Source organism: Acetanaerobacterium sp. MSJ-12, assembly GCF_018917875.1.
Classification (GTDB): Bacteria; Bacillota; Clostridia; order Oscillospirales; family Ruminococcaceae; genus Bittarella; species Bittarella massiliensis.
The window spans coordinates 58,733-77,794 of record NZ_JAHLPK010000008.1; the positions used below are offsets into that span (position 1 = coordinate 58,733).

Here is a 19,062-nt window from a genome sequence, read left to right on the forward strand (position 1 = left end):
ACTGTGTTTTGGAAACTGATCGTCTGTATCATTGCGGGGCTGGGGGCCGGGGTGGGCACCGGCTTTGCGGGGATGAGCGCGGCCGCGGTCATCTCCCCCATGCTGATCACCTTTTTGGGCTTTCCCGCCTATGAGGCGGTGGGCATCGCCCTGGCCTCCGACGTGCTGGCCTCGGCCGCCTCGGCCTACACCTACGGCAAGAACAAGAACATCGACATCAAAAACGGGCTGGTGATGCTGGCGGCGGTGCTGGTCTTCACCATGGCGGGCAGCTATGTGGCCTCGCTGGTGCCCAACGCCTCCATGGGCAGCTTTTCGGTCTTTATGACATTGCTTCTGGGCATCAAGTTCCTGGTGCGCCCGGTGATGAACACCAAGGAGAGCCAGGAGGGGAAGACCCTGCGGCAGAAGGTGGTGCAGTCCATCGTCTGCGGGGCCTTTATCGGCCTGATCTGCGGCTTTATCGGCGCCGGCGGCGGGATGATGATGCTCCTCATCCTCACCAGCGTGCTGGGATATGAGCTGAAGACGGCGGTGGGCACCAGCGTCTTCATCATGACCTTTACCGCCCTCACCGGGGCCCTCTCCCACTTTGCCATCGGCGGCGCGCCCGACGTCTTTGCCCTGGTGGTCTGTGTGGCAGCCACCTTGCTGGGGGCCCAGGTGGCTGCCAAAATCGCCAACCGCGCCCAGGCAAAGACCCTCAACCGGATCACCGGCGGGGTGCTCACCGGCCTGGGTGTGGTGATGATCGCCATGAAACTGCTCGGCAAATAGGGGCCGATGGGTGAGATGGGGGGCCGGTGCTCTGGAGGGAGCGCCGGCCCCCTCTGTCTGCCCTCAAACCGGGCGGGCGGGGGCCGACCCCGCTTGCAGGTGCCGGGAACTCCCTCGTCGCCCGGTCTTGCGCGGCAATAGAGCGGCTCTGTGGGCGCGCTCTAATGCATCAAAGCACCGGCTGCCGCCCGCTTTGGGCGCGGCGGCAAAGTCCTCCGCTGCAAACCCGGGGCCGGCGCGGGGCCGCCGGCGGGACCTGTTTTCAGGAAGGCGGCTATTGGTGGAGGGTGCGCCGTGTTTTTTTGGCGAGCCCCTGTAGTTTTTGCCGGCAAAACCGTAGTATATAGGTGAGGCGGGAAAGGGCGGTGAGGCCGATGGAAGACGAACAGATTATCGCCTTGTTTTTTGCGCGTTCAGAGCAGGCCATAGTGGAATTGGACAGAAAGTACGGGGCGATTTGCCACACCCTTTCAAACAACATCCTGAACAGCCGGCGGGACGCGGAGGAGTGTGTGAACGACGCCTATCTGGGCGCCTGGAATGCGATCCCCCCGGCGCGGCCCGACCCCCTGCTGGCCTACATCGCAAAGATCGTCAGGAACTGCTCGCTAAAGGCCTATTGGAGAGGGGAGGCGGCCAAGCGAAACAGCAGGTTTGCGGTTGCCGTGCAGGAGATCGAGGCCAGCATCGCAGACCCCAAGACGGTGGAGGGGGAGATCGAGGCGGGGGAGTTGGCCCGGATGATAGAGGGATTTTTGGACACGCTGGGCAAAAGAGACCGGGTCATCTTTATGCGCCGCTACGGGTATTTGGACGCCTATTCCGACATAGCGGCGGGCGTTGGGCTGTCCGAAAAAAACGTGTCTGTCCGGCTGACCCGCATCCGCCGGAAGATGAGGCGATACCTGCAGGAGAGAGGGGTGGTTTTGTGAGCGCAAACCTGTTTTTTGAGGCGGTGGGGGAGGTCGGCGATCGGTACTACGAGGAGGCCGCCCGGTACCGGCGCGGGAGGGCCGCGCGGGGCTGGGGGAAATGGGCGGCAGCCGCCTGTCTCGCCGTCGCTACCGCCGCTGCCCTCTCTGTTCTGCCCTCCTTTTTGAACCGGCAGGGCGCGCCGCCTCCCATCGGCCCCGGCGGGGATCTGTCGCCGGGAGCGCCCGAAATCCGCATCGGCGCAAACAGCGTCTTCCTCAACGACATTGCAGGCTTTTCAGACGCCGCCCGCAGGCGGTATGACCCGGCCCTCTACGACTGGGTCGAGTGGGGCAGGGAAGAGGTCACCGAGTACTACGGAGGGGAGCTGACCCCCGCTTACATTCCGGCCGGACTGATCGCCTCCCCCCAAAATGGGACGGCGGTGGCCATTGCCGACAAGAGCGGCAGCGTTGTATTGGACACCGTGTGGCTTGCCTTTTACCAGGGGTACTACGGGGACGGCAGCCCCAAACAGACCGAAGGGATCGCCGCCTGCAAGGGCATTTCAGTCAGGGTTTCCAAGCTGGGGCTTTTCAGCGACTGCGCCTACCTTCTGCCCGAAAGCGAGGTCAGGGTTTCGGACATCGGGGGGACGGCCGTCACATTTGGCTACCGCTCCATGCCCTGCGGCCCCTATGACCCCGAGACCCACGAGCCGGCCGGCCACTATGACATGTATGTCGCCGAGTTCGAGCGGGGGGAGATACAGTACCAGATCGTTGCCGAGCAGGTGGAACTGGAGGAGCTGGTAAAGGTGGTGTCCTCCATTGTCTCTGGGGAGGGTGCGGGGAACGGGTGATCCCCCCTCCCCGCCGCGAGGGGCAATGTGTGAAACAAGGGCAGCCGATGACGGATCGCATCGGCTGCCCTTGTTTTTTGGCGTGCGGCGGCAGGGCGGGCAACTTGCCCTTTCTCCTCCGTCCTGCCTGAGGGGGGAAGCGCCGCATCTGCACCCGTTTTTGCCGTTTGAGTATCTGTTTGCTGCGCGGCTATAGCCCGTCAAGACCGCCCTCTGCCGGAAAGACAGATCCCGCATCGGCGTCAGAGGAAAATCTGCTTTGAGAGACCCACAGACAGCGCGCACAAAATCGCCGCGCCCAGCGCGACCCACACCGCCGTATAGAAAAATACCTCCCCTGCCTTTGCCTGCCCGGCCACCCGGGCCGCCCTTTCCCCCATCGCGGCACATCCTTCGGCCCCCTTAAAAAGTGCGGCCGAACCGGGTGCGCTTGGGGCATTTTCCCGCGCCGGCGGCGGAGATGCCGCGCCCCTCCTTTGCCTGGGGGAGGGGTTGTGGTATACTGGACAAAACGCGAGACAGGGAGGAGAGAGACCATGGCAGAGACCATTATGGTGGTGGAGGACGACCGGCAGATGGCAAGAGAGCTGGTGCGGCTGCTGGAAAACTACGGCTACCGCGCCCTGCAGGTGGAGGATTTCAGCCGGGCGGTGGAGGAGATCCTGGAGGCGGCCCCCCACCTGGTGCTGCTGGACATCAACCTGCCGGTGCAGGACGGGTACACCGTCTGCCGTCAGCTGCGCCAGCACAGCCAGGTGCCTATCATCATCGTCACCAGCCGGGACACCGAGATGGACGAGCTGATGGGGATGAACCTGGGCGCCGACGACTTTGTGGCCAAGCCCTACAACCCCCAACTGCTGCAGGCCCACATCGCCCGGGTGCTGGCCCGCAGCTACCAGAGCGGGGAGAGCCGGACGGCCCGCTTTGGCCGGGTGGAACTGGAGCTCTCCCGCAGCGAGGCCATCTGCGGCGAGCGGCGGGTGGAGCTGACCAAGAACGAGCGCCAGATCCTCTGGGTGCTGATGCGGGCCCGGGGGGAGATCGTCTCCCGGGACGCGCTCATCAACGAGCTCTGGCAGTCCGACGAGTTTGTGGACGACAACACCCTCACCGTCAACATCAACCGGCTGCGGGGCAAGCTGGCTGAGATCGGGGTGGAGGGGTATCTGATCACCCGCCGGGGCCAGGGGTACCAGCTGTGCGAGTGAGGGATCTGCTGGCCCAGCGGCTGCCCCTGCTGCTGGCCAGCGCCGGGGGCTGCGTCCTCTCGGCCCTGCTGCTGCACCTGCTGGGGGTGGGGGGCGCGTCCACCGCCTTTATCTGCCTGGTGCTGTTTGTGCCGGTGGCCGTCTGCTGCGGGGTGGAGGCCTACATCCGCAGCCGCTACTACCAACACCTGGCCCGGGTGCTGGGGGAGCTCGACCGCAAGAGCCTGCTGCCCCAGCTGATGGAGGAGCCCTCCTTTGCCGAGGGCCGCTTCTGGAAAGAGGTGCTGGCTGCCTGCGGCAAGTCGATGAACGACCAGATCGACCGCCGGGCGGTGGAGGCCCGGGAGTACCAGGAGTACATCGAGACCTGGGTACACGAGGTCAAGACCCCCATCGCCTCGCTGTTGCTGTCGGTGGAGGGGGGGCGGCAGCCCGACCCCGCCGCCGTCCGCCGGGAGGCCGAGCGCATCGACGGATATGTGGAGCAGGCCCTCTACTACACCCGCAGCGGCGCCCCCGAGAAGGACTACGCCATCCGCCCGGTGAGCCTGCGCCAACTCACCGCCGACGCGCTGAAGAAAAACGCCACCCTCCTCATTGAAAGCGGGGCCCGGGTGCAGTCAGACGGCCTGGACCGCACCGTCTACACCGACGCCAAGTGGGCGGTCTTCATCCTGGGGCAGCTGTTTCAAAACGCCGCCAAGTACCGGGGGGAAGAGCCCCTCTCCCTCTCCCTGCGGGGGGAGGCCGGGGCGGAGGGGGTCTCCCTCTCGGTGTGCGACCGGGGGGTGGGCATCCCCCTGCAGGACCAGGGCCGGGTCTTTGAAAAGGGGTTCACCGGCGAAAACGGCCGCGCCTTCGCCCGCTCCACCGGCATGGGCCTCTACCTCTGCGCCACCCTCTGCAAAAAGCTGGGGATGGGCATCCGGCTGGAGTCCCGGGTGGGGGAGGGGACCTGCGTCACCCTCACCTTCCCCAAGGGGAGCTATCACCTGGCGGGCGGCGAGGCGGGCGAGACAAGGTGACAAAAGCGTAAGGCGGATGTAAGGTAGTTCCCTTTCTCCCCCCTGGGTGTGCGGGTATACTGATACCAGAGCCAAACACAAAGCGGATACAAGGAGGGAGCGCTTCTTATGGAAATTTTGCGCGTGGAACACCTGCACAAATACTACGGCGGCCGGGGGAATGTGACCAAGGCCGTGGACGACATCTCCTTCTCGGTGCAGAAGGGGGAATTCCTGGGGGTGATGGGGGCCTCGGGCTCCGGCAAGACCACCCTGCTCAACTGCATCTCCACCATCGACACCGCCACCAGCGGCAACATCTTCGTGGGGGACCAGGACATCACCCGGATGCGGGGAAAGAAGTTGGCGGCCTTCCGCCGCAGCCAGCTGGGCTTTGTCTTTCAGGACTTCAATCTCCTAGACACCCTCACCGCCCGGGAGAACGTGGCCCTGGCCCTGACCATCCTGCGCACCCCCGCCCGGGAGATCGACGTGCGGGTGCAGAACGTGGCCGCCGAATTGGGGATCGCCGAGGTGCTGGAGAAGTACCCCTACCAGCTCTCCGGCGGGCAGAAGCAGCGGGTCGCCTGCGCCCGGGCCATCGTCACCAACCCGCAGTTGGTGCTGGCCGACGAGCCCACCGGGGCGCTAGACTCCAAGTCCGCCCGGATGCTGCTGCACAGCCTGCAGACCATGGTGCAGGTGATGGAGGCCACCATCCTCATGGTCACCCACGACGCCTTTACTGCCAGCTACTGCGACCGCATCCTCTTCATCAAGGACGGGCGCATCTTCTCGGAATTGGTGAAGGGTGAGCAGAGCCGAAAGGAGTTCTTCGCCCGCATCATCGAAGTGGTGACCCTGCTGGGAGGTGAGAGTGCAGATGTGCTGTAAACTCGCCTTTCGCAACGTCCGCCGCAGCCTGAAGGACTACTTCGTCTACTTTCTCACCCTGACCTTCGGCGTCTGCATCTTCTACGTCTTCGGCTCGATGGACGCCCAGCAGGCCTTCACCAACCCGGTGCAGTCCTCGGTCTTTGCCATGCTGGTCCAGATCATGGACGTCCTCTCGGTCTTTGTCTCCATCATCCTCGGCTTTTTGATCCTCTACGCCAACACCTTTCTCATCAAGCGCCGCAAAAAGGAGCTGGGGGTCTACGCCCTGTTGGGGATGCCCAAGGGCAAGGTCAACCTGATCTTCCTGCTGGAGACGGCGGTGGTGGGGGCCCTCTCCCTGGCCTGCGGGCTGGGGCTGGGGGTGGCCGCCTCCCAGGCGGTCTCCCTGCTGACCGCACAGGTATTTGAAGTCAAGCTGGACACCTTCCACTTCGTCTTCTCCCCGGCAGCGGCGGGGAAGACCATCCTCTACTTCGCCATCATCTTTGTGGTGGTCATGGCCCTGGGCAGTGTCTCCATCTCCCGGCAAAAGCTCATTGACCTGCTCTCGGCCCAGAAGAAAAACCAGACCTTCCGCGCCAAAAAGCTCTGGCACTCGGTGGTGCTCTTCCTGCTCTCGGTGGCCCTCATCGGCACCGCCTACTGGATGTTCATCCGCAACGGGATGCGGATGCTGGGAAGCGAGATCCCCCTGATCATGCTCGTCGGCGGGGTGGGGACACTGCTCTTCTTCATGTCCCTCTCGGGGTTCCTGCTGCGCATCTGCAAGTCCAACAAGCGGCTTTACTACAACAAGCTCAACATGTTTGTGCTGCGCCAGCTCAACAGCAAGATCAACACCACCTACCTCTCGGTGACCTTCATCTGCCTGATGCTCCTGCTGTCGGTGGGGGCCCTCTCCTTCGGCATCGGGGTGGCCCAGTCCATGCAGGACCAGCTGGCCGAGATCACCGTCTACGACGTCAGCCTCTACAACGGCTCGAAGGAGCACAGCGAGCGCCCGGTGATGGAGATCCTGCAGGAGCACGGCTTTGACCTGGCGGGGTATCTGGACGGCTCGGTCACCTTTGCCTACCACGACACCGGCATCCACAAGGCCGACCTGCTGGCCGGCTGCTACGAGGGGGATGACGTGCCGGGGACCAACATCACCGTCGACGCCGTCTCCGAGAGCGACTACAACGCCCTGATGAAGCTGTCCGGCCAGCCCACCTTCGACCTGCCCGAGGGCGAGTTCGCGGTGATCGCCCTCTCCCACGACTCCCAACAGGCGGTGAAAAATTACCTCAAAAGTGAGCGCACGGTGACCCTGGGCGGGCAGACCCTGCGCGCCCACCGGGACGGCTATCTCACCGGCGCGCTGGAGACCAGCACCGGTGTCGGCGCGGCGGAGGACGTGATCTTTGTCCTCCCCGACGAGGTGGCGGCCGCCATCCCCGCCTACCGCTCCACCATCAGCGGCTTTTACGCCGGCGACAAGGGGGCGGCGGAAACGGCCTTCCTCGACTTTGTCGAGCGGGTGGGCGGCGAGATCGAGGAGGGGAGCAGCATCAAGATCTACGGCGCCACCTCCACCCTGGTCTACCAGATCGCCCTGGGCAGCAAGGTGACCTTCCTCTACATTGGCATCTACCTGGGCATCGTCTTCCTGCTGGCCAGCGCCGCCATCCTCGCCCTGCAACAGCTCTCCGAGGCGGCGGACAACAACCAGCGCTACCGGCTGCTGCGCAAGCTGGGCACCGCCGACGGAATGCTGCGGGGGGCGGTCTTCTCCCAGGTGGCCCTCTACTTCTTCATCCCCCTGGCCCTGGCGCTGGTGCACTCGGCGGTCTTCTTCTACGTGATGCAGAGCGCCCTCACCTCCATCGGGGTGCAGAACATCTGGCCCAGCACCCTCTGGACCCTGGGCATCGTCCTCGTCATCTACGGCGCCTACTTCGCCCTCACCTACTTCGGCGCCCAGCGGATGGCTACCGAGACCTCCCTCGCGACCAAGTAAAACAGCACCCCAAAAACAAAGAGGAGCCCTTTCCGCCCGCCGGGAGGGGCTCCTTTTTTGCGGCAAAATGGGGGAAAGGCGAGTGCCTTTACAGAGGTGACGCGGCTTTCTGGCCTATCCGCGGCGGATGATTGGTCGAGAAGGCCTTTCAGGGCCACTTTGGCCTGGGCGTCGCCTGCCCGAGCGGAGACAGCGCCTCTAGGCCAGCCGGGATCGGTTTGCCGCCAGGCAGGGCGGGTAAACTGGCAGGGGAGCAGGTGGCCGGTTGCCCGGATCCGGCAGGGTCCCCTGCGGCAGATGGCCGGCCGGGGGGTCCGGGTCTGCTCTGGCCTGACTGTCGTCTGCCTGAACAAGGGTGATGCCCCTGGAATGGCCAAAACCAGCTCGCTGTCCGGGCCCGGCAGGACCTTCCGCTGTGGACAGTCGGCCAGGGGGAGTTTCCGGCCCGATTTGGTCGGGGCCCCCTTCCACGAGGGGATGATGCCCCTGGGGCGGCCAAAACTGGCTTGCTGTCCGGCAGGATGGAAGAATCGGCAGGGGAGTAGATGGCCGGTTGCCCGGATCCGGCAGGGTCCTCTGCGGCAGATGGCCGGCCGGGGGGAGTTCTGGGTCTGCTCTGGCCTGACTGTCGTCTGCCTGAACGAGGGTGATGCCCCTGAGATGGCCAAAACCAGCTCGCTGTCCGGCAGGATGGAAAAACCGGCAAGGGAGTAGCGCAGACGCCCAGCTGCCCGGGCCCGGCAGGACCTTCCGCTGTGGACAGTCGGCCAGGGGGAGTTTCCGGCCCGATTTGTCCGGGGCTCCCTTCCACGAGGGGATGATGCCCCTGAGATGGCCAAAACCGGCTCGCTGTCCGGCAGGATGGAAAAACCGGCAGGGGAGTAGCGCAGACGCCCGGTTGCCCGGGCCCGGCAGGATCTTCCGCTGTGGACAGTCGGCCAGGGGGAGTTTCCAGCTCTCCTTGGCCTGGGCTCCCTTCCCCGAGGGGATGATACCCATGAGATGGCCAAAACCGGCTCGCTGTTCGGCAGGATGGAAAAACCGGCAAGGGAGTAGCGCAGACGCCCGGTTGCCCGGGTCCGGCAGGACCTTCCGCTGTGGACAGTTGGCCAGGGGGAGTTTCCGGCCCGATTTGGCCTGGGCTCCCTTCCCCGAGGGGGGCGGCGCTCCTGGGGTGGCCAAAATCGACTTACTGCCTGGCAAGGTGGGCAAACCGGCAGGAGGATGCCCGGCAAACTCGGCGGGGGATGGTCGGCTCTTGAAATCGGCCCGTTGGCTGGGCAGCGAGCGCCATGACCGCTGCGGGATGGGGGCAAGGGTCAAAAAAGAAGGTGTGGTCGGCCACTTCTCGACCGCACCCCGGCCAAAGCGGAGGGGTGTCCTCGGCGCTCCCCTTTCCATGCGGCAGTGGATCCCGGGTCGCCGTCGCCCCGTTCAAGGTTGGTGAAATCTGTCCCCGTCACAGGAGAAACGCCCTGAAAAAGGGGATAATTTGTTGTATTTACAAAACATTATACAAATTGTATTTAAAAATCCGCAGAAAAAGGCCGCTTCTCCACCCACTGTGTCGCAGCGGGGCGGAGGAGCGGCCTTTCTGTCGGCAGTCTACAGGGAGAGGGTAAACATTTTCCGGGAGAAGAAGGACTAGACCTTTTCCAGGGCCTGGCGGGCGTCGTCCATGATGTCGTCGATGTGCTCGAGCCCCACCGAGAAGCGGATGAGGCCGGGGTTGATGCCGGCGGCCACCAACTGGGCGTCGGTCAACTGGCGGTGGGTGGCGCTGGCGGGGTGGAGGACGCAGGTGCGGATGTCGGCCACATGCACCTCGTTGGTGGCCAGCTGCAGGCTGTCCATAAAGCGGACCGCCGCCTCTCTGCCGCCCTTGATGGTCAGGGAGAGAACGCCGCTGCAGCCGTCGGGCAGATATTTCTGGGCCAACTGGTGGTAGGGGTCCCCCGGCAGGGCGGGGTAGCTGACCGACTCCACCTTGTCGCTGGCGGCGAAGAAGCGGGCCATCTGTTCGGCGTTTTTGCAGTAGCGCTCCATCCGCACCGGCAGGGTCTCCAGCCCCAGGTTCAGGTAGAAGGCGGCCTGGGCGCCGGGGTAGCAGCCGAAGTCCCGCATCAGCTGCACCCGGGCCTTGGTGATGTAGGCGGCGTCCCCAAAGTCGCGGACATAGCAGACCCCGTGGTAGGACTCGTCTGGCTCGGTCAGCTCGGGGAAGCGGCCGTTCTGCCAGTCGAATTTGCCGCTGTCCACGATCACCCCGCCCACCTGGATGGCGTGGCCGTCCATGTACTTGGTGGTGGAGTGGGTGACGATGTCGGCCCCGAACGCGAAGGGCCGGCAGAGGATGGGGGTGGCGAAGGTGTTGTCCACCACCAGGGGGACCCCCTGCTCGTGGGCCACCTGGGCAAACTTTTCGATGTCGAAGACGCTGATGGCCGGGTTGGCGATGGTCTCGCCAAAGACCAGGCGGGTATTGGGCTTGAAGGCGGCCCGGATCTCCTCGGGGCTGGCGTCCCCGTCCACGAAGATGCACTCGATCCCCAGCCGTTTGAGGGTGACGGCAAAGAGGTTGATGGTGCCGCCGTAGATGGTGGGGACGGCCACCAGGCTGTCCCCGGCCGAGCAGATGTTGAGCACCGCCAGCAGGTTGGCCGCCTGGCCGGAGGTGGTGCAGAGGGCGCCGATCCCCCCCTCCAGGGCGGCGATCTTCTCCTCCACCGCGGCCACGGTGGGGTTGGAGATGCGCGAGTACATGTGCCCCGGGGCACTCAAGTCAAAGAGGGCGCCGACGTGGTCGGTGGAGTCGTACTTGTAGGTGGTGGACTGGTAGATGGGCAGGGCGCAGGGCTGGCCGTTTTCCGGGGCGTAGCCGGCGTGCAGGCACTTGGTTTCCAATTTCATGGGGGGATCCTCCTTTTCGCTGTTTGTCCTTCGCGGCACAAGACCGGCCGATGGGGGGAGGGGGCAGCAAAAAAGCCCCCGCCCCAGAGCGCATGATCTGCGCTGCAAGGGCGAGAGCTGTCAGCTTCGCGGTACCACCTTGATTTTGCCCGAAAGAAGCGGGCCTCGGCGGGTGCGGACGGGCGGGGCTTTTCCCCCTTTTGCCTGTCGATACCCCGGCGCGGTAACGGGCGCCCCCGTCGCAGCCTAGGGGCCTTTCCGCCCGGTCGGTGCGCAGCTCCGAGACCATTTTCCGCCCCGCCTTTCGCACCCCTTTTCACCGTCCGGGACTCTCTTTGGCGACTGTGCGAAGCGTACTCTTCTCTTCATTGCCTGTGTCGGTCTTTGTGATGTGTTCTATGCTAGCACGGCGCGCAGCCCTTGTCAACTGAATTTTTGGGCGGCTTCTCTTCCAGGCCGTCGGCGCTCTCGGCCAGCCGCCGGAGGGCGGCCCGGTAGCGGGGGTGCGCCAGCAGGGGGGCAAAGCGGTGGTCCCCCTCCAGCATCCGGGCGATGAGGAGGCGGTTGTTCTTCACCTGGCGGGGGTCGGGGCGCTTGAGGGGGGCGGCGGAGAAGTGGGGGCTCTGGGAGAAGTCGAAGTTCAGGCGGGACAGGTCGTCCACATAGCGATCAAAGGCGTCCAGCGCCTGCTCGATCGCCCCCTCCCGGGCCAGGTACTCGGCCTCCACCTCCCAGCCGCCGAAGGCGCCGCCCACCCCAAAGCGGCCGGTCAGGGCCGCGCAGTCGGCCGCGTAGAGGCGGAGGCGCTGTTCGTCCCCCCGCTGGCGGGCGATGTTTTGCAGCTGCCCCAGGGCGAGCCCCGCCGTGGCCAGGGACTGGTAGAGCCGGCCCTGGGCACTGGCCTCGGCCCTCTCCAAGTCCCCCTTGGCCAGGTAGAGGGAGGTGTAGAGGTCGGCGGGGTCCACCTCCTGCCGGGGCAGGCCGTCCAGAAGCTGCTCGGCCCGCTCGAACTCGCCCCCGGAGAGGTAGAGACCCGCCAGCACCGCGGCGGCGGGGCCCTTCAGCCGGGGGTCGCCCCCCTGCTCCACCTGTTCGAGGAGGGCGGCGGCCCGGCGCAGGGCCGCCTGGGCCTGGGCCTCGTCCCCCTCCGGGGTGGGGGTCATCCCCAGCCCCATCTGCAGGAGGCCGGCCAGGCGAAATTTTAGATAGTCGCAGTTGGGGTACTGGTGCAGCAGCTCCTCCAGCCGGGCGCAGCCGGCGGCGAACCCCTCGGTCTGCATGAGGGCGCGCACCTCCCCCTCGGCGACCAGCACCTCCTCGTCGGTGAGGCCGGGGGTGAAGGAGAGCAGCCGGTCCACCGTAGACCCCAGGGCCCGGGCCAGGGGGGCCAGCAGGGCGATGTCGGGGCAGGTGACCCCCCGCTCCCACTTGCTCACCGCCGGGGGGGAGACCCCCACCGCCGCCGCCAGCTGTTCCTGGGTCAGCCCTCTCTCCCTGCGCAGGCGCAGGATGGTCTCGCCGATTTTTAGCTCCATGTCCGCCGCTCCTCTCCGCTGTTCTGTCTGCTCTTATCCTACCACGGGGGAGCGGGCCCCCGCAATGGACGGGGTGGAAACTTGCGGGAAGAAAAACCTGCCTGCCGGGCAGGTCGCGCGGGGAAGGGGGAGGGAAGAACAGAAAGAGGGGGCGCGCAGACTCTGCGCGCCCCCTCTTTTGGGGACAGGGGAGACGGTGCCTTAGTAGGCGCCGCCGGTCTCCTGATTTTTCAGCAGTTTGATGGCGGAGCTGGTGCCCAGACGGTCGGCCCCCAGGGAGATGAACTTCTCCATGTCGTCCACCGACTTGATGCCGCCGGCGGCTTTGATCTTGCAGCGGCCGGCCACGCAGCGGTTGAACAGCTCGATGTCGTGGAAGGTGGCCCCGGCGGTGGAGAACCCGGTGGAGGTCTTGATGAAGTCGGCCCCGGCTTCCACCACGATGTCGCACATCTTCTCCTTCTCCTCGTCGGTGAGGAGGCAGGTCTCGATGATGACCTTCAGCACGTGATCGCCCACGGCCTCTTTGAGGGCGGCGATGTCCTGCTTGACATACTCGTAGTCGCCGTCTTTGAGGGCGCCGATGTTGATGACCATGTCGAACTCCTCCGCCCCGTCGGCCAGGGCCTGCTTGGCCTCAAACACCTTGACGGCGGTGGGGGTGGCCCCGAGAGGGAAGCCGATGACGGTGCAGACCGGCACCCGGCCGTTCAGGTACTCGACAGCCCGCTTCACATAGCAGGGGTTGATGCAGATGGACGCGGTCTTGTACTCGATGGCGTCGTCACAGATCTGCTTGATTTGCGCCCAGGTGCTCTCGGGCTTCAAAAGGGTGTGGTCGACTTTTGCCAGGATCTCCTGCTGGGTCATAACAAATTCCTCCTCAAAGATGGGTTGGTGGGCAGGCGAAAAGGGCGGCGCTCCGCCCGGTTGTACTGCCTCTATTATTTCTCCTTTTGCGGGAAAAGTCAATGGGTATTTGTAAAAAATGCGCGTTCATTTGTAAATCATTTTCTATCATTTGTTTGAATGGGTGAACATTTTGCGAGAAAAAGCGGCGGGCAGACTCCCGAGAGGGGAGCCGCCCACCGCAAAATAGGGAGGCGCATTTAGTGGTCGGCGCTGGCAAAGACCATCTCTTTGAAGCGGGCGGGGTCGATTTCGGTGATGAGGGTGCAGTTTTGGGGGTTGCCGCTGCGGCCGTCGAAGTCGTAGAGCAGCTCACCCATGGCAAAGGGGCTCTTGACCTCCACGTCGGCAAAGCACTCCACTTGGCCGCGCACCACCCCGGGGTCCATCACCACCGCGGCGGCGGTGGGGTCGGGCATGGAGATGATGTCCTTGCCGTAGGCGCCCTTGTTCATCTCCAACAGGGTGCGGTTGGCGTCGATGTAGAAATCCCCCACCTCGGTGTGGTAGCCCCGCAGGACGGCCCGGTCGGCGGCGTCGATCTCGGTGTGGCCGTAGCAGACGTCGATGGGGACCACCGTCAGGTGCATCCCGCTGGCAAAGACGATCTTGGCCGCCTCGGCGTCCATGGCGATGTTGAACTCGGCATTGGCGGTAAAGGCGTCGATCATCCGGTACTGGCCGCCCATGAGGGTGATGTTCTTCACCCGCTTCATGGCCTCGGGGGCCAGGAGGATGGCCATGGCGATGTTGGTCAGGGGCCCCAGGGCGAGGATCTCCAGATCGTCCACCTCCCGCGCCAGGCGGATGATCTGGTCCACCGCGTGGCCCGGCGACAGGGGGACCGAGGGCTCGGGGTAGTTCATCCCCCCCAGGCCGTCGGGGCCGTGGGCCTGTTCGCCAAAGGAGGTGGGCTGCCCGAAGAGGGGGCGGGCCATCCCCGCGTAGACCGGCGGGCGGTAGGTGGCGGCCTTCTCCACGGCGATGCGGGCGTTGCGGATAACCTTGGGCAGGGTGATGTTGCCGCAGACGCAGGTGACGGCCTCGATGTGAATGTCCGCGCAGCGCAGGGACATGACCAGGGCCACCGCGTCGTCGGAGGCGGTGTCGGTGTCAAAGAGGATGTGGCGCATCAGAGAGACCCCCTTTCCAGGTTGGCGGCGGCCCGGTCAAACCAGGCCTGCAGGGCGGTGTGCTCCAGGCGGGTGATCACCTGGGCGGTGAGCAGCTCGGCCTGGCCGTCGATGATGGTGCCGGCTAGCCGGGTGGCGTTGAGCTGCCCGCGGGTGCGGCTGCCGGAGGTGTCCACCGACAGGTTGCAGGCAAAGCTCTCGGCAATGAGGGCGGGCTCGGCCGCCACGGCGGCCCCTATCGCCCCCAAAAGCCCCTGGCCGCCGTCCCGGTCCAGGAGGGCGCGCCACCGCCCCCCCTCAGGGAGGGAGAGGCCGGCGGCGGCTTCGGCGGCGGTCTCCCGCGGGAGGACGCTCACCGGCACCCCGCAGGAGAGGACCACCGAGGCCGCCTCGGGGTCGCACAGCAGGTTGTACTCGGCGGTCTCGGTCTGGGCGGGGTAGCCCAGCTGGGCCCCCCCGCAGAGGAGGATGCCCGCGGCCTGGGAGAAGCCGTCGGGGTCGCGCAGAAAGGCCATGGCCAGGTCGGTGAGGGGGCCCAGGGCCAAAATCTGCACCTGCTGGGGGGCGGCGGCCAGGGCGCTGCCCAGGGCCAGGATCCCGGCCAGGGGGTCTTTCTCCCCGGCGCTGGGGGCGGCCTCTGCCAGCGGGACCATGGGGCCGCACATCCCCTGGTACAGGGGGGGCTCTCCCCCTGCCAGGCGGCAGCTCTCCCCGGCGGCGGCCAGGGCCTCCCCCGCGCCGCCGCGCCCGTAAGAGGCGACGGCCGCGCAGACGGGGTGGCCGCTCTGCAGCAGGGCCGCCAGACCGGCGGCGCCCGCCCGGTCCATGTCTACGAGAATGGGTGACACAGCAAACACTCCTTTTCTCTGTGGTGGCCCCAGCAAAGGCGGAGGGCGGCCGGGGCCCTTGATCGACTCTAGTATACCAGAGGTCAAAGAGGGGGCGAAAGGACGGGCGTCCCCCTTTTTGCGTTTGTCCCCCTTGGGGGGATGTGGTATAATAAAAGCGATTGAAAGTTGACAGAACGGGCGGCGCGGGACGGCTCCCGCGCCGCTGTAAAGGGGGTGGGGAGATGGGCCGCGCGAGTGCACAAGAGCTGCTGTCCACCTGCCCGCCCGAGGTGGCCGCCGGCATTGAGCGGCGCACCTTTCCCCACGGGGCCCACCTGGTGGAGATGGGGCAGCGGGGGGGCCGGGTCTACCTCCTATTAGAGGGGGCGGCCACTGTTTCCACCGTGGGGGAGAGCGGCGCCGCCATGGTGCTGAGCATCTACCGGGCGGGGGACATGGTGGGCGAGGCCGAGGTGGTGGACGACCTGCCTGCCATGGGCCAGGTGGCCGCCCTGGGGGAGTGCCGGGTGGCCGCCATGAGCCGGGAGACCTTTCTGCGCTGGCTGAAGGCGGACGAGCGCTTTGCCCGCTTTGTGGTGGGCGGCCTCTCCCGCAAGCTCTACGACTTTTCCGACAAGGCGGTGACCAACATCACCACCCCCCTGCGCCACCGGCTGGCGCTGCTGGTGGCAGAGGCCCCCGGCGGGGTGCTGCGGCTGGACAAGGAGATCGTCGCCGCCCAGCTGGGCACCAGCGTGCGCAGCCTCAACCGCACCATCAAAGAGCTGGTGCAGGAGGGGCGGCTGCGCTACCGGGCAGGGGTCCTCTCCCTGGTGCAAAGGGGCGAATAAATTACAATCTTGTCACATTGCTCCAAAAACACCTTGGAGGAGTTGTGCAATCTGGTAAAGTGCGGTATAATGACCGCGTAAAGATGAGCGGTCGGCGCGGGGCCGGGGGCGGCGTGCCCAGTTGGACCCGCAGCCAAAATCGTAACAAATTCTTCATCTCCGTTTAAGCGGTTTGATGGGCGCCATCGGCTATAGTGATGGTGCGGGAATGAACACCACAGGACAACATGGGGGAATCACAGATGAATGTGTTGATTTTAACAGGTCACTTTGGGCAGGGCCATTTTTCTGCTGCCCAGACACTGGGCGATGAGATACGGCGTTCCTTCAGCGATGTGAACATCACCCTGCGGGACATCTTTGAATACACCATCCCCAATTACAGCAGCCGGCTCTACCAGGGCTACACCCTGCTGGTCAACCGGGCCGGGAAACTCTATAACTGGTACTACAAGTTCACCGAGAATTGGAAGCGGGACATCCACCCGCCCTTCTGCCGGTACTTTCAGGCCAAGCTCAAGACCCTCATCGCCGAGACAAAACCGGACATGATCGTCTCCACCCTGCCGTTTTGCTCCCAGTTGGTGAGCCAGTACAACCTGAAAAACGGCCAGAATATCCCCCTCATCACCTGCATCACCGACGTGAGCACCCACCGGGAGTGGATCAACCCCGGCACCACTATGTACCTGGTGCCCTGCGAGGCGGTGCGCCAAAACCTGATCGAAAAGGGGATCGCCCCGGGCAAGGTCTTCATCAGCGGCATCCCGGTGCAGGAGCAGTTCAAGGCCAACGTCCACCCCCTGGCAAAGGACGGCAAGCACCTGCTCATCATGGGCGGCGGGCTGGGGATGCTCCCCCGCGCCAAGTCCTTCTACCAGGGGCTCAACGGCCTCAAGGACGTCAAGACCACCATCATCACCGGCAAGAACCGGGACCTCTACCAGCGCATCCACGGCAGGTACGAGAACATCGAGGTGGTGGGCTACACCGATCAGGTCTACCGCTACATGCAGGAGGCGGACCTGGTCATTTCCAAGCCGGGCGGCATCACCCTGTTTGAGACCATCTTCTCCGAGCTGCCGATTTTGGTGTTCAGCCCCTATCTGCAGCAGGAGATCAAGAACGCGGCCTTTATCGAGAACCAGAAGATCGGCCTGGTGCTCCCCACCCGGCCGGAGGACTGCGTGGAGGAGATCGAGCGGGTCATCCACAACGACACCCAGCTGGAGCGGCTGCGCACCAACATGCAGACCTTCAAGGCCGGCATCGACTCCGACGCCATCCTCAAAATCGTCACCGGGATGCGCAGCGGGTTGGAGGTGCGCGCCTCGTGATCCCTCTCGCTACCACCCAATCGGTACTGGCGGCCGGCGCAGCCTGCGCGGCCGCCTATTTTGTGGCCCCCAGCCTCTCCTGCAAGGCCTTTAGCCGCTCGGTCTGGCGGCAGACCGGCCGCCCCGGCAAGCTGTTGCTCACCTTTGACGACGGCCCCGACCCCCGCTACACCCCGGCCCTTTTGGACCTGCTGGGGGAATGGGGGGTCCCCGCCTGCTTCTTTGTGGTGGGGGAGAACGCCGCCGCCTGCCCGGACCTCATCCGGCGGATGACAGCCGAGGGGCACGAGGTGGGCATCCACTCCTACCGGCACGAGAACGCCCGCTTCCGCCGCCCCTCCTTTGCCGGGGCGGACCTGGAGCAGTCCCTCGCCGCCCTGCGGGGGCTGGGGGCAGAGCCGCGCTACTACCGGCCGCCCTGGGGCAACTGCAACCCCTTTACCCTCTACGAGGCCCGGGCCCGGGGGCTGGAGACGGTGCTCTGGAGCGTCATGGCCCAGGACTGGGAGCGGGGGGCCACCCCCCGCCGCACCGCCCAGCGGCTGCTGGGGCGGGTGGGCAGCTCGTCGATCATCTGCCTGCACGACCGCAGCATGGGCAAGAGCGCCGACGACACCGCCCCGGGCCGGACCATCCAGGCCCTGCGGCTGGCGCTGCCCGCCCTGCAGCGGGCCGGTTTCACCTTTATTCTGCCGGAGGAGATGGCGCGATGAACCAGAAATCCCCCCTGGGCGACAAGAAGAAGTTCGCCCTCAACCTGACCCTCTTCGGCGCCCTGATCGCCCTGACCTTTGTGGTGCTGCTCTGGGGCAGCGACCTGCCCGCCCTCTGGGCGGTGATCCGCCGGGCCGACCCCCTCTACCTGCTGCTGGGGCTTTTGTGCATGTTCGCCTTTGTCAGCTGCGAGGCCTGCAACACCCACCTGGTGCTGGGTTCCCTGGGGAAAAAGCTCCCCTTTGGCCACTGCCTGCAGTCGGCCTTTGTGGGGTTTTACTTCTCCTCCATCACCCCCTCGGCCACCGGGGGGCAGCCCGCCCAGGTCTACTACATGCAGCGCGACAAGGTGCCCCTCTCCTTGGCCTCCCTGAACTTTCTGCTCATCACCGTCTGCTACCAGGCGGTGATGCTGGGCTACGGCGGGGCGATGTTCCTCCTGCAGCGCGACTTTGTCAGCCAGAACGTCAAGGGGATCGGCATCCTGCTGGTCTACGGCATCGCCGTCAACGGGCTGTGCATCGTCGGCATCACCTGCGCCATGTTCTCCCACAAGCTGGTGCGGCGCTTTTGCTACTTTGTGCTGCGCCTCCTCTGCCGCCTGCGGCTGTGCAAGCACTTTGAGGAGACCGCCGCCCGGCTGGACAGCCAGCTGGAGCAGTACCGCGAGGGGGCGGCCCACATCCGCCGCCACCCCACCGTGCTGCTGCGGGTCTTCCTCTACACGGTGGCCCAGCTCACCGCCCTCTACCTGGTGCCGGTCTGCGTCTACAAGGCGCTGGGGCTCTCGGGCCATTCGGCCCTGCAGATTTTGGCGGTGCAGGCCCTGCTGACGGTGGCGGTCTCCTCCCTCCCCCTGCCGGGGGCGGTGGGGGCCCAGGAGGGGGGCTTTGTCACCCTCTTTCGCCTCTTCTTCGGGGCCGAACTGGTGCTGCCGGCCATGCTCATGAGCCGGGGGATCAGCTTTTACGCCTTCCTCCTCATCAGCGGCGGGGTCAGCATGGCGGTCCACATTCAGTTTTTGAAACACCGCCAGCGGCAGCGGGCCGAGGTGAGGGCGGAGGGGTGAACCCGGAAATGAAAACTCCAACGGGGGCGGCGCAGGCCGCCCTTTTTTGCGCCCGATCGGGCCCGGTGGCGGCGCTGCAACCGGGGTTTGCCCATCTGCCACCCCGGTTTGC

General features: G+C 65.5%; 16 protein-coding genes. 11 read left to right on the forward strand and 5 right to left on the reverse strand.

What is annotated here, in order from left to right; translation table 11 throughout:
- Positions 1 to 3: 3 nt before the first annotated feature.
- The 7 genes from KQI11_RS09815 (at position 4) to KQI11_RS09845 (ending at position 7,662) form a co-directional block, all read left to right on the forward strand.
- Positions 4 to 777: a sulfite exporter TauE/SafE family protein gene (locus KQI11_RS09815; protein WP_185916530.1), complete on the forward strand. Its 774-nt coding sequence runs from the start codon at positions 4 to 6 to the stop codon at positions 775 to 777.
- Positions 778 to 1,205: 428 nt separating this feature from the next.
- Positions 1,206 to 1,709, forward strand: coding sequence for an RNA polymerase sigma factor (locus KQI11_RS09820; protein WP_353653966.1), 504 nt, complete (start codon positions 1,206 to 1,208; stop codon positions 1,707 to 1,709).
- Entirely contained in the window at positions 1,706 to 2,551 is an 846-nt protein-coding gene (locus KQI11_RS09825) for a hypothetical protein (RefSeq protein ID WP_216401997.1), read from the forward strand. Before KQI11_RS09820 ends, KQI11_RS09825 begins: the two co-directional genes overlap by 4 nt.
- 536 nt (positions 2,552 to 3,087) lie before the next feature.
- The gene (locus KQI11_RS09830) at positions 3,088 to 3,762 is read left to right on the forward strand and encodes a response regulator transcription factor (protein WP_185916527.1); all 675 of its coding nucleotides are present in this window, start codon (positions 3,088 to 3,090) and stop codon (positions 3,760 to 3,762) included.
- Positions 3,753 to 4,787, forward strand: a complete 1,035-nt coding sequence (locus KQI11_RS09835; RefSeq protein ID WP_216401998.1) for a sensor histidine kinase — start codon at positions 3,753 to 3,755, stop codon at positions 4,785 to 4,787. Before KQI11_RS09830 ends, KQI11_RS09835 begins: the two co-directional genes overlap by 10 nt.
- 108 nt (positions 4,788 to 4,895) lie before the next feature.
- Positions 4,896 to 5,660 (forward strand): ABC transporter ATP-binding protein, encoded by a 765-nt coding sequence (locus tag KQI11_RS09840; RefSeq protein WP_185916525.1) that lies wholly within the window; start codon positions 4,896 to 4,898, stop codon positions 5,658 to 5,660.
- Complete coding sequence (locus KQI11_RS09845; RefSeq protein WP_216401999.1) at positions 5,650 to 7,662, forward strand: FtsX-like permease family protein; 2,013 nt, start codon at positions 5,650 to 5,652, stop codon at positions 7,660 to 7,662. The genes KQI11_RS09840 and KQI11_RS09845 overlap by 11 nt, the downstream gene beginning before the upstream one ends.
- Before the next feature lie 1,644 nt (positions 7,663 to 9,306).
- On the opposite strand, the gene KQI11_RS09850 is transcribed toward KQI11_RS09845, so the two are convergent.
- From KQI11_RS09850 to KQI11_RS09870, 5 genes are all read right to left on the reverse strand, one after another.
- The gene (locus tag KQI11_RS09850) at positions 9,307 to 10,572 is read right to left on the reverse strand and encodes an O-acetylhomoserine aminocarboxypropyltransferase/cysteine synthase family protein (protein WP_216402000.1); all 1,266 of its coding nucleotides are present in this window, start codon (positions 10,570 to 10,572) and stop codon (positions 9,307 to 9,309) included.
- Positions 10,573 to 10,973: 401 nt separating this feature from the next.
- Positions 10,974 to 12,107, reverse strand: coding sequence for a helix-turn-helix domain-containing protein (locus tag KQI11_RS09855; protein WP_216402001.1), 1,134 nt, complete (start codon positions 12,105 to 12,107; stop codon positions 10,974 to 10,976).
- Positions 12,108 to 12,308: 201 nt separating this feature from the next.
- Complete coding sequence (deoC, locus tag KQI11_RS09860) at positions 12,309 to 12,977, reverse strand: deoxyribose-phosphate aldolase (RefSeq protein ID WP_021660650.1); 669 nt, start codon at positions 12,975 to 12,977, stop codon at positions 12,309 to 12,311.
- Between the two features lie 239 nt (positions 12,978 to 13,216).
- Positions 13,217 to 14,149 carry a nucleoside hydrolase gene (locus KQI11_RS09865; RefSeq protein WP_216402002.1) on the reverse strand — a complete coding sequence of 311 codons (933 nt, stop codon included), beginning with the start codon at positions 14,147 to 14,149 and terminating at the stop codon, positions 13,217 to 13,219.
- On the reverse strand, positions 14,149 to 14,997 hold the full coding sequence (locus tag KQI11_RS09870; protein ID WP_216402003.1) for a nucleoside hydrolase: 849 nt from the start codon (positions 14,995 to 14,997) through the stop codon (positions 14,149 to 14,151). The genes KQI11_RS09865 and KQI11_RS09870 overlap by 1 nt, the downstream gene beginning before the upstream one ends.
- Positions 14,998 to 15,221: 224 nt before the next feature.
- On the opposite strand from KQI11_RS09870, the gene KQI11_RS09875 reads away from it, so the two are divergent.
- The 4 genes from KQI11_RS09875 to KQI11_RS09890 all read left to right on the forward strand — a co-directional run bounded on the left by KQI11_RS09875 (position 15,222) and on the right by KQI11_RS09890 (position 18,950).
- On the forward strand, positions 15,222 to 15,830 hold the full coding sequence (locus KQI11_RS09875; RefSeq protein WP_082671655.1) for a Crp/Fnr family transcriptional regulator: 609 nt from the start codon (positions 15,222 to 15,224) through the stop codon (positions 15,828 to 15,830).
- Positions 15,831 to 16,072: 242 nt separating this feature from the next.
- Positions 16,073 to 17,167 (forward strand): MGDG synthase family glycosyltransferase, encoded by a 1,095-nt coding sequence (locus tag KQI11_RS09880; protein WP_216402004.1) that lies wholly within the window; start codon positions 16,073 to 16,075, stop codon positions 17,165 to 17,167.
- On the forward strand, positions 17,164 to 17,880 hold the full coding sequence (locus tag KQI11_RS09885) for a polysaccharide deacetylase family protein (RefSeq protein ID WP_216402005.1): 717 nt from the start codon (positions 17,164 to 17,166) through the stop codon (positions 17,878 to 17,880). Before KQI11_RS09880 ends, KQI11_RS09885 begins: the two co-directional genes overlap by 4 nt.
- On the forward strand, positions 17,877 to 18,950 hold the full coding sequence (locus KQI11_RS09890) for a lysylphosphatidylglycerol synthase transmembrane domain-containing protein (RefSeq protein ID WP_216402006.1): 1,074 nt from the start codon (positions 17,877 to 17,879) through the stop codon (positions 18,948 to 18,950). The genes KQI11_RS09885 and KQI11_RS09890 overlap by 4 nt, the downstream gene beginning before the upstream one ends.
- Positions 18,951 to 19,062 lie beyond the last annotated feature (112 nt).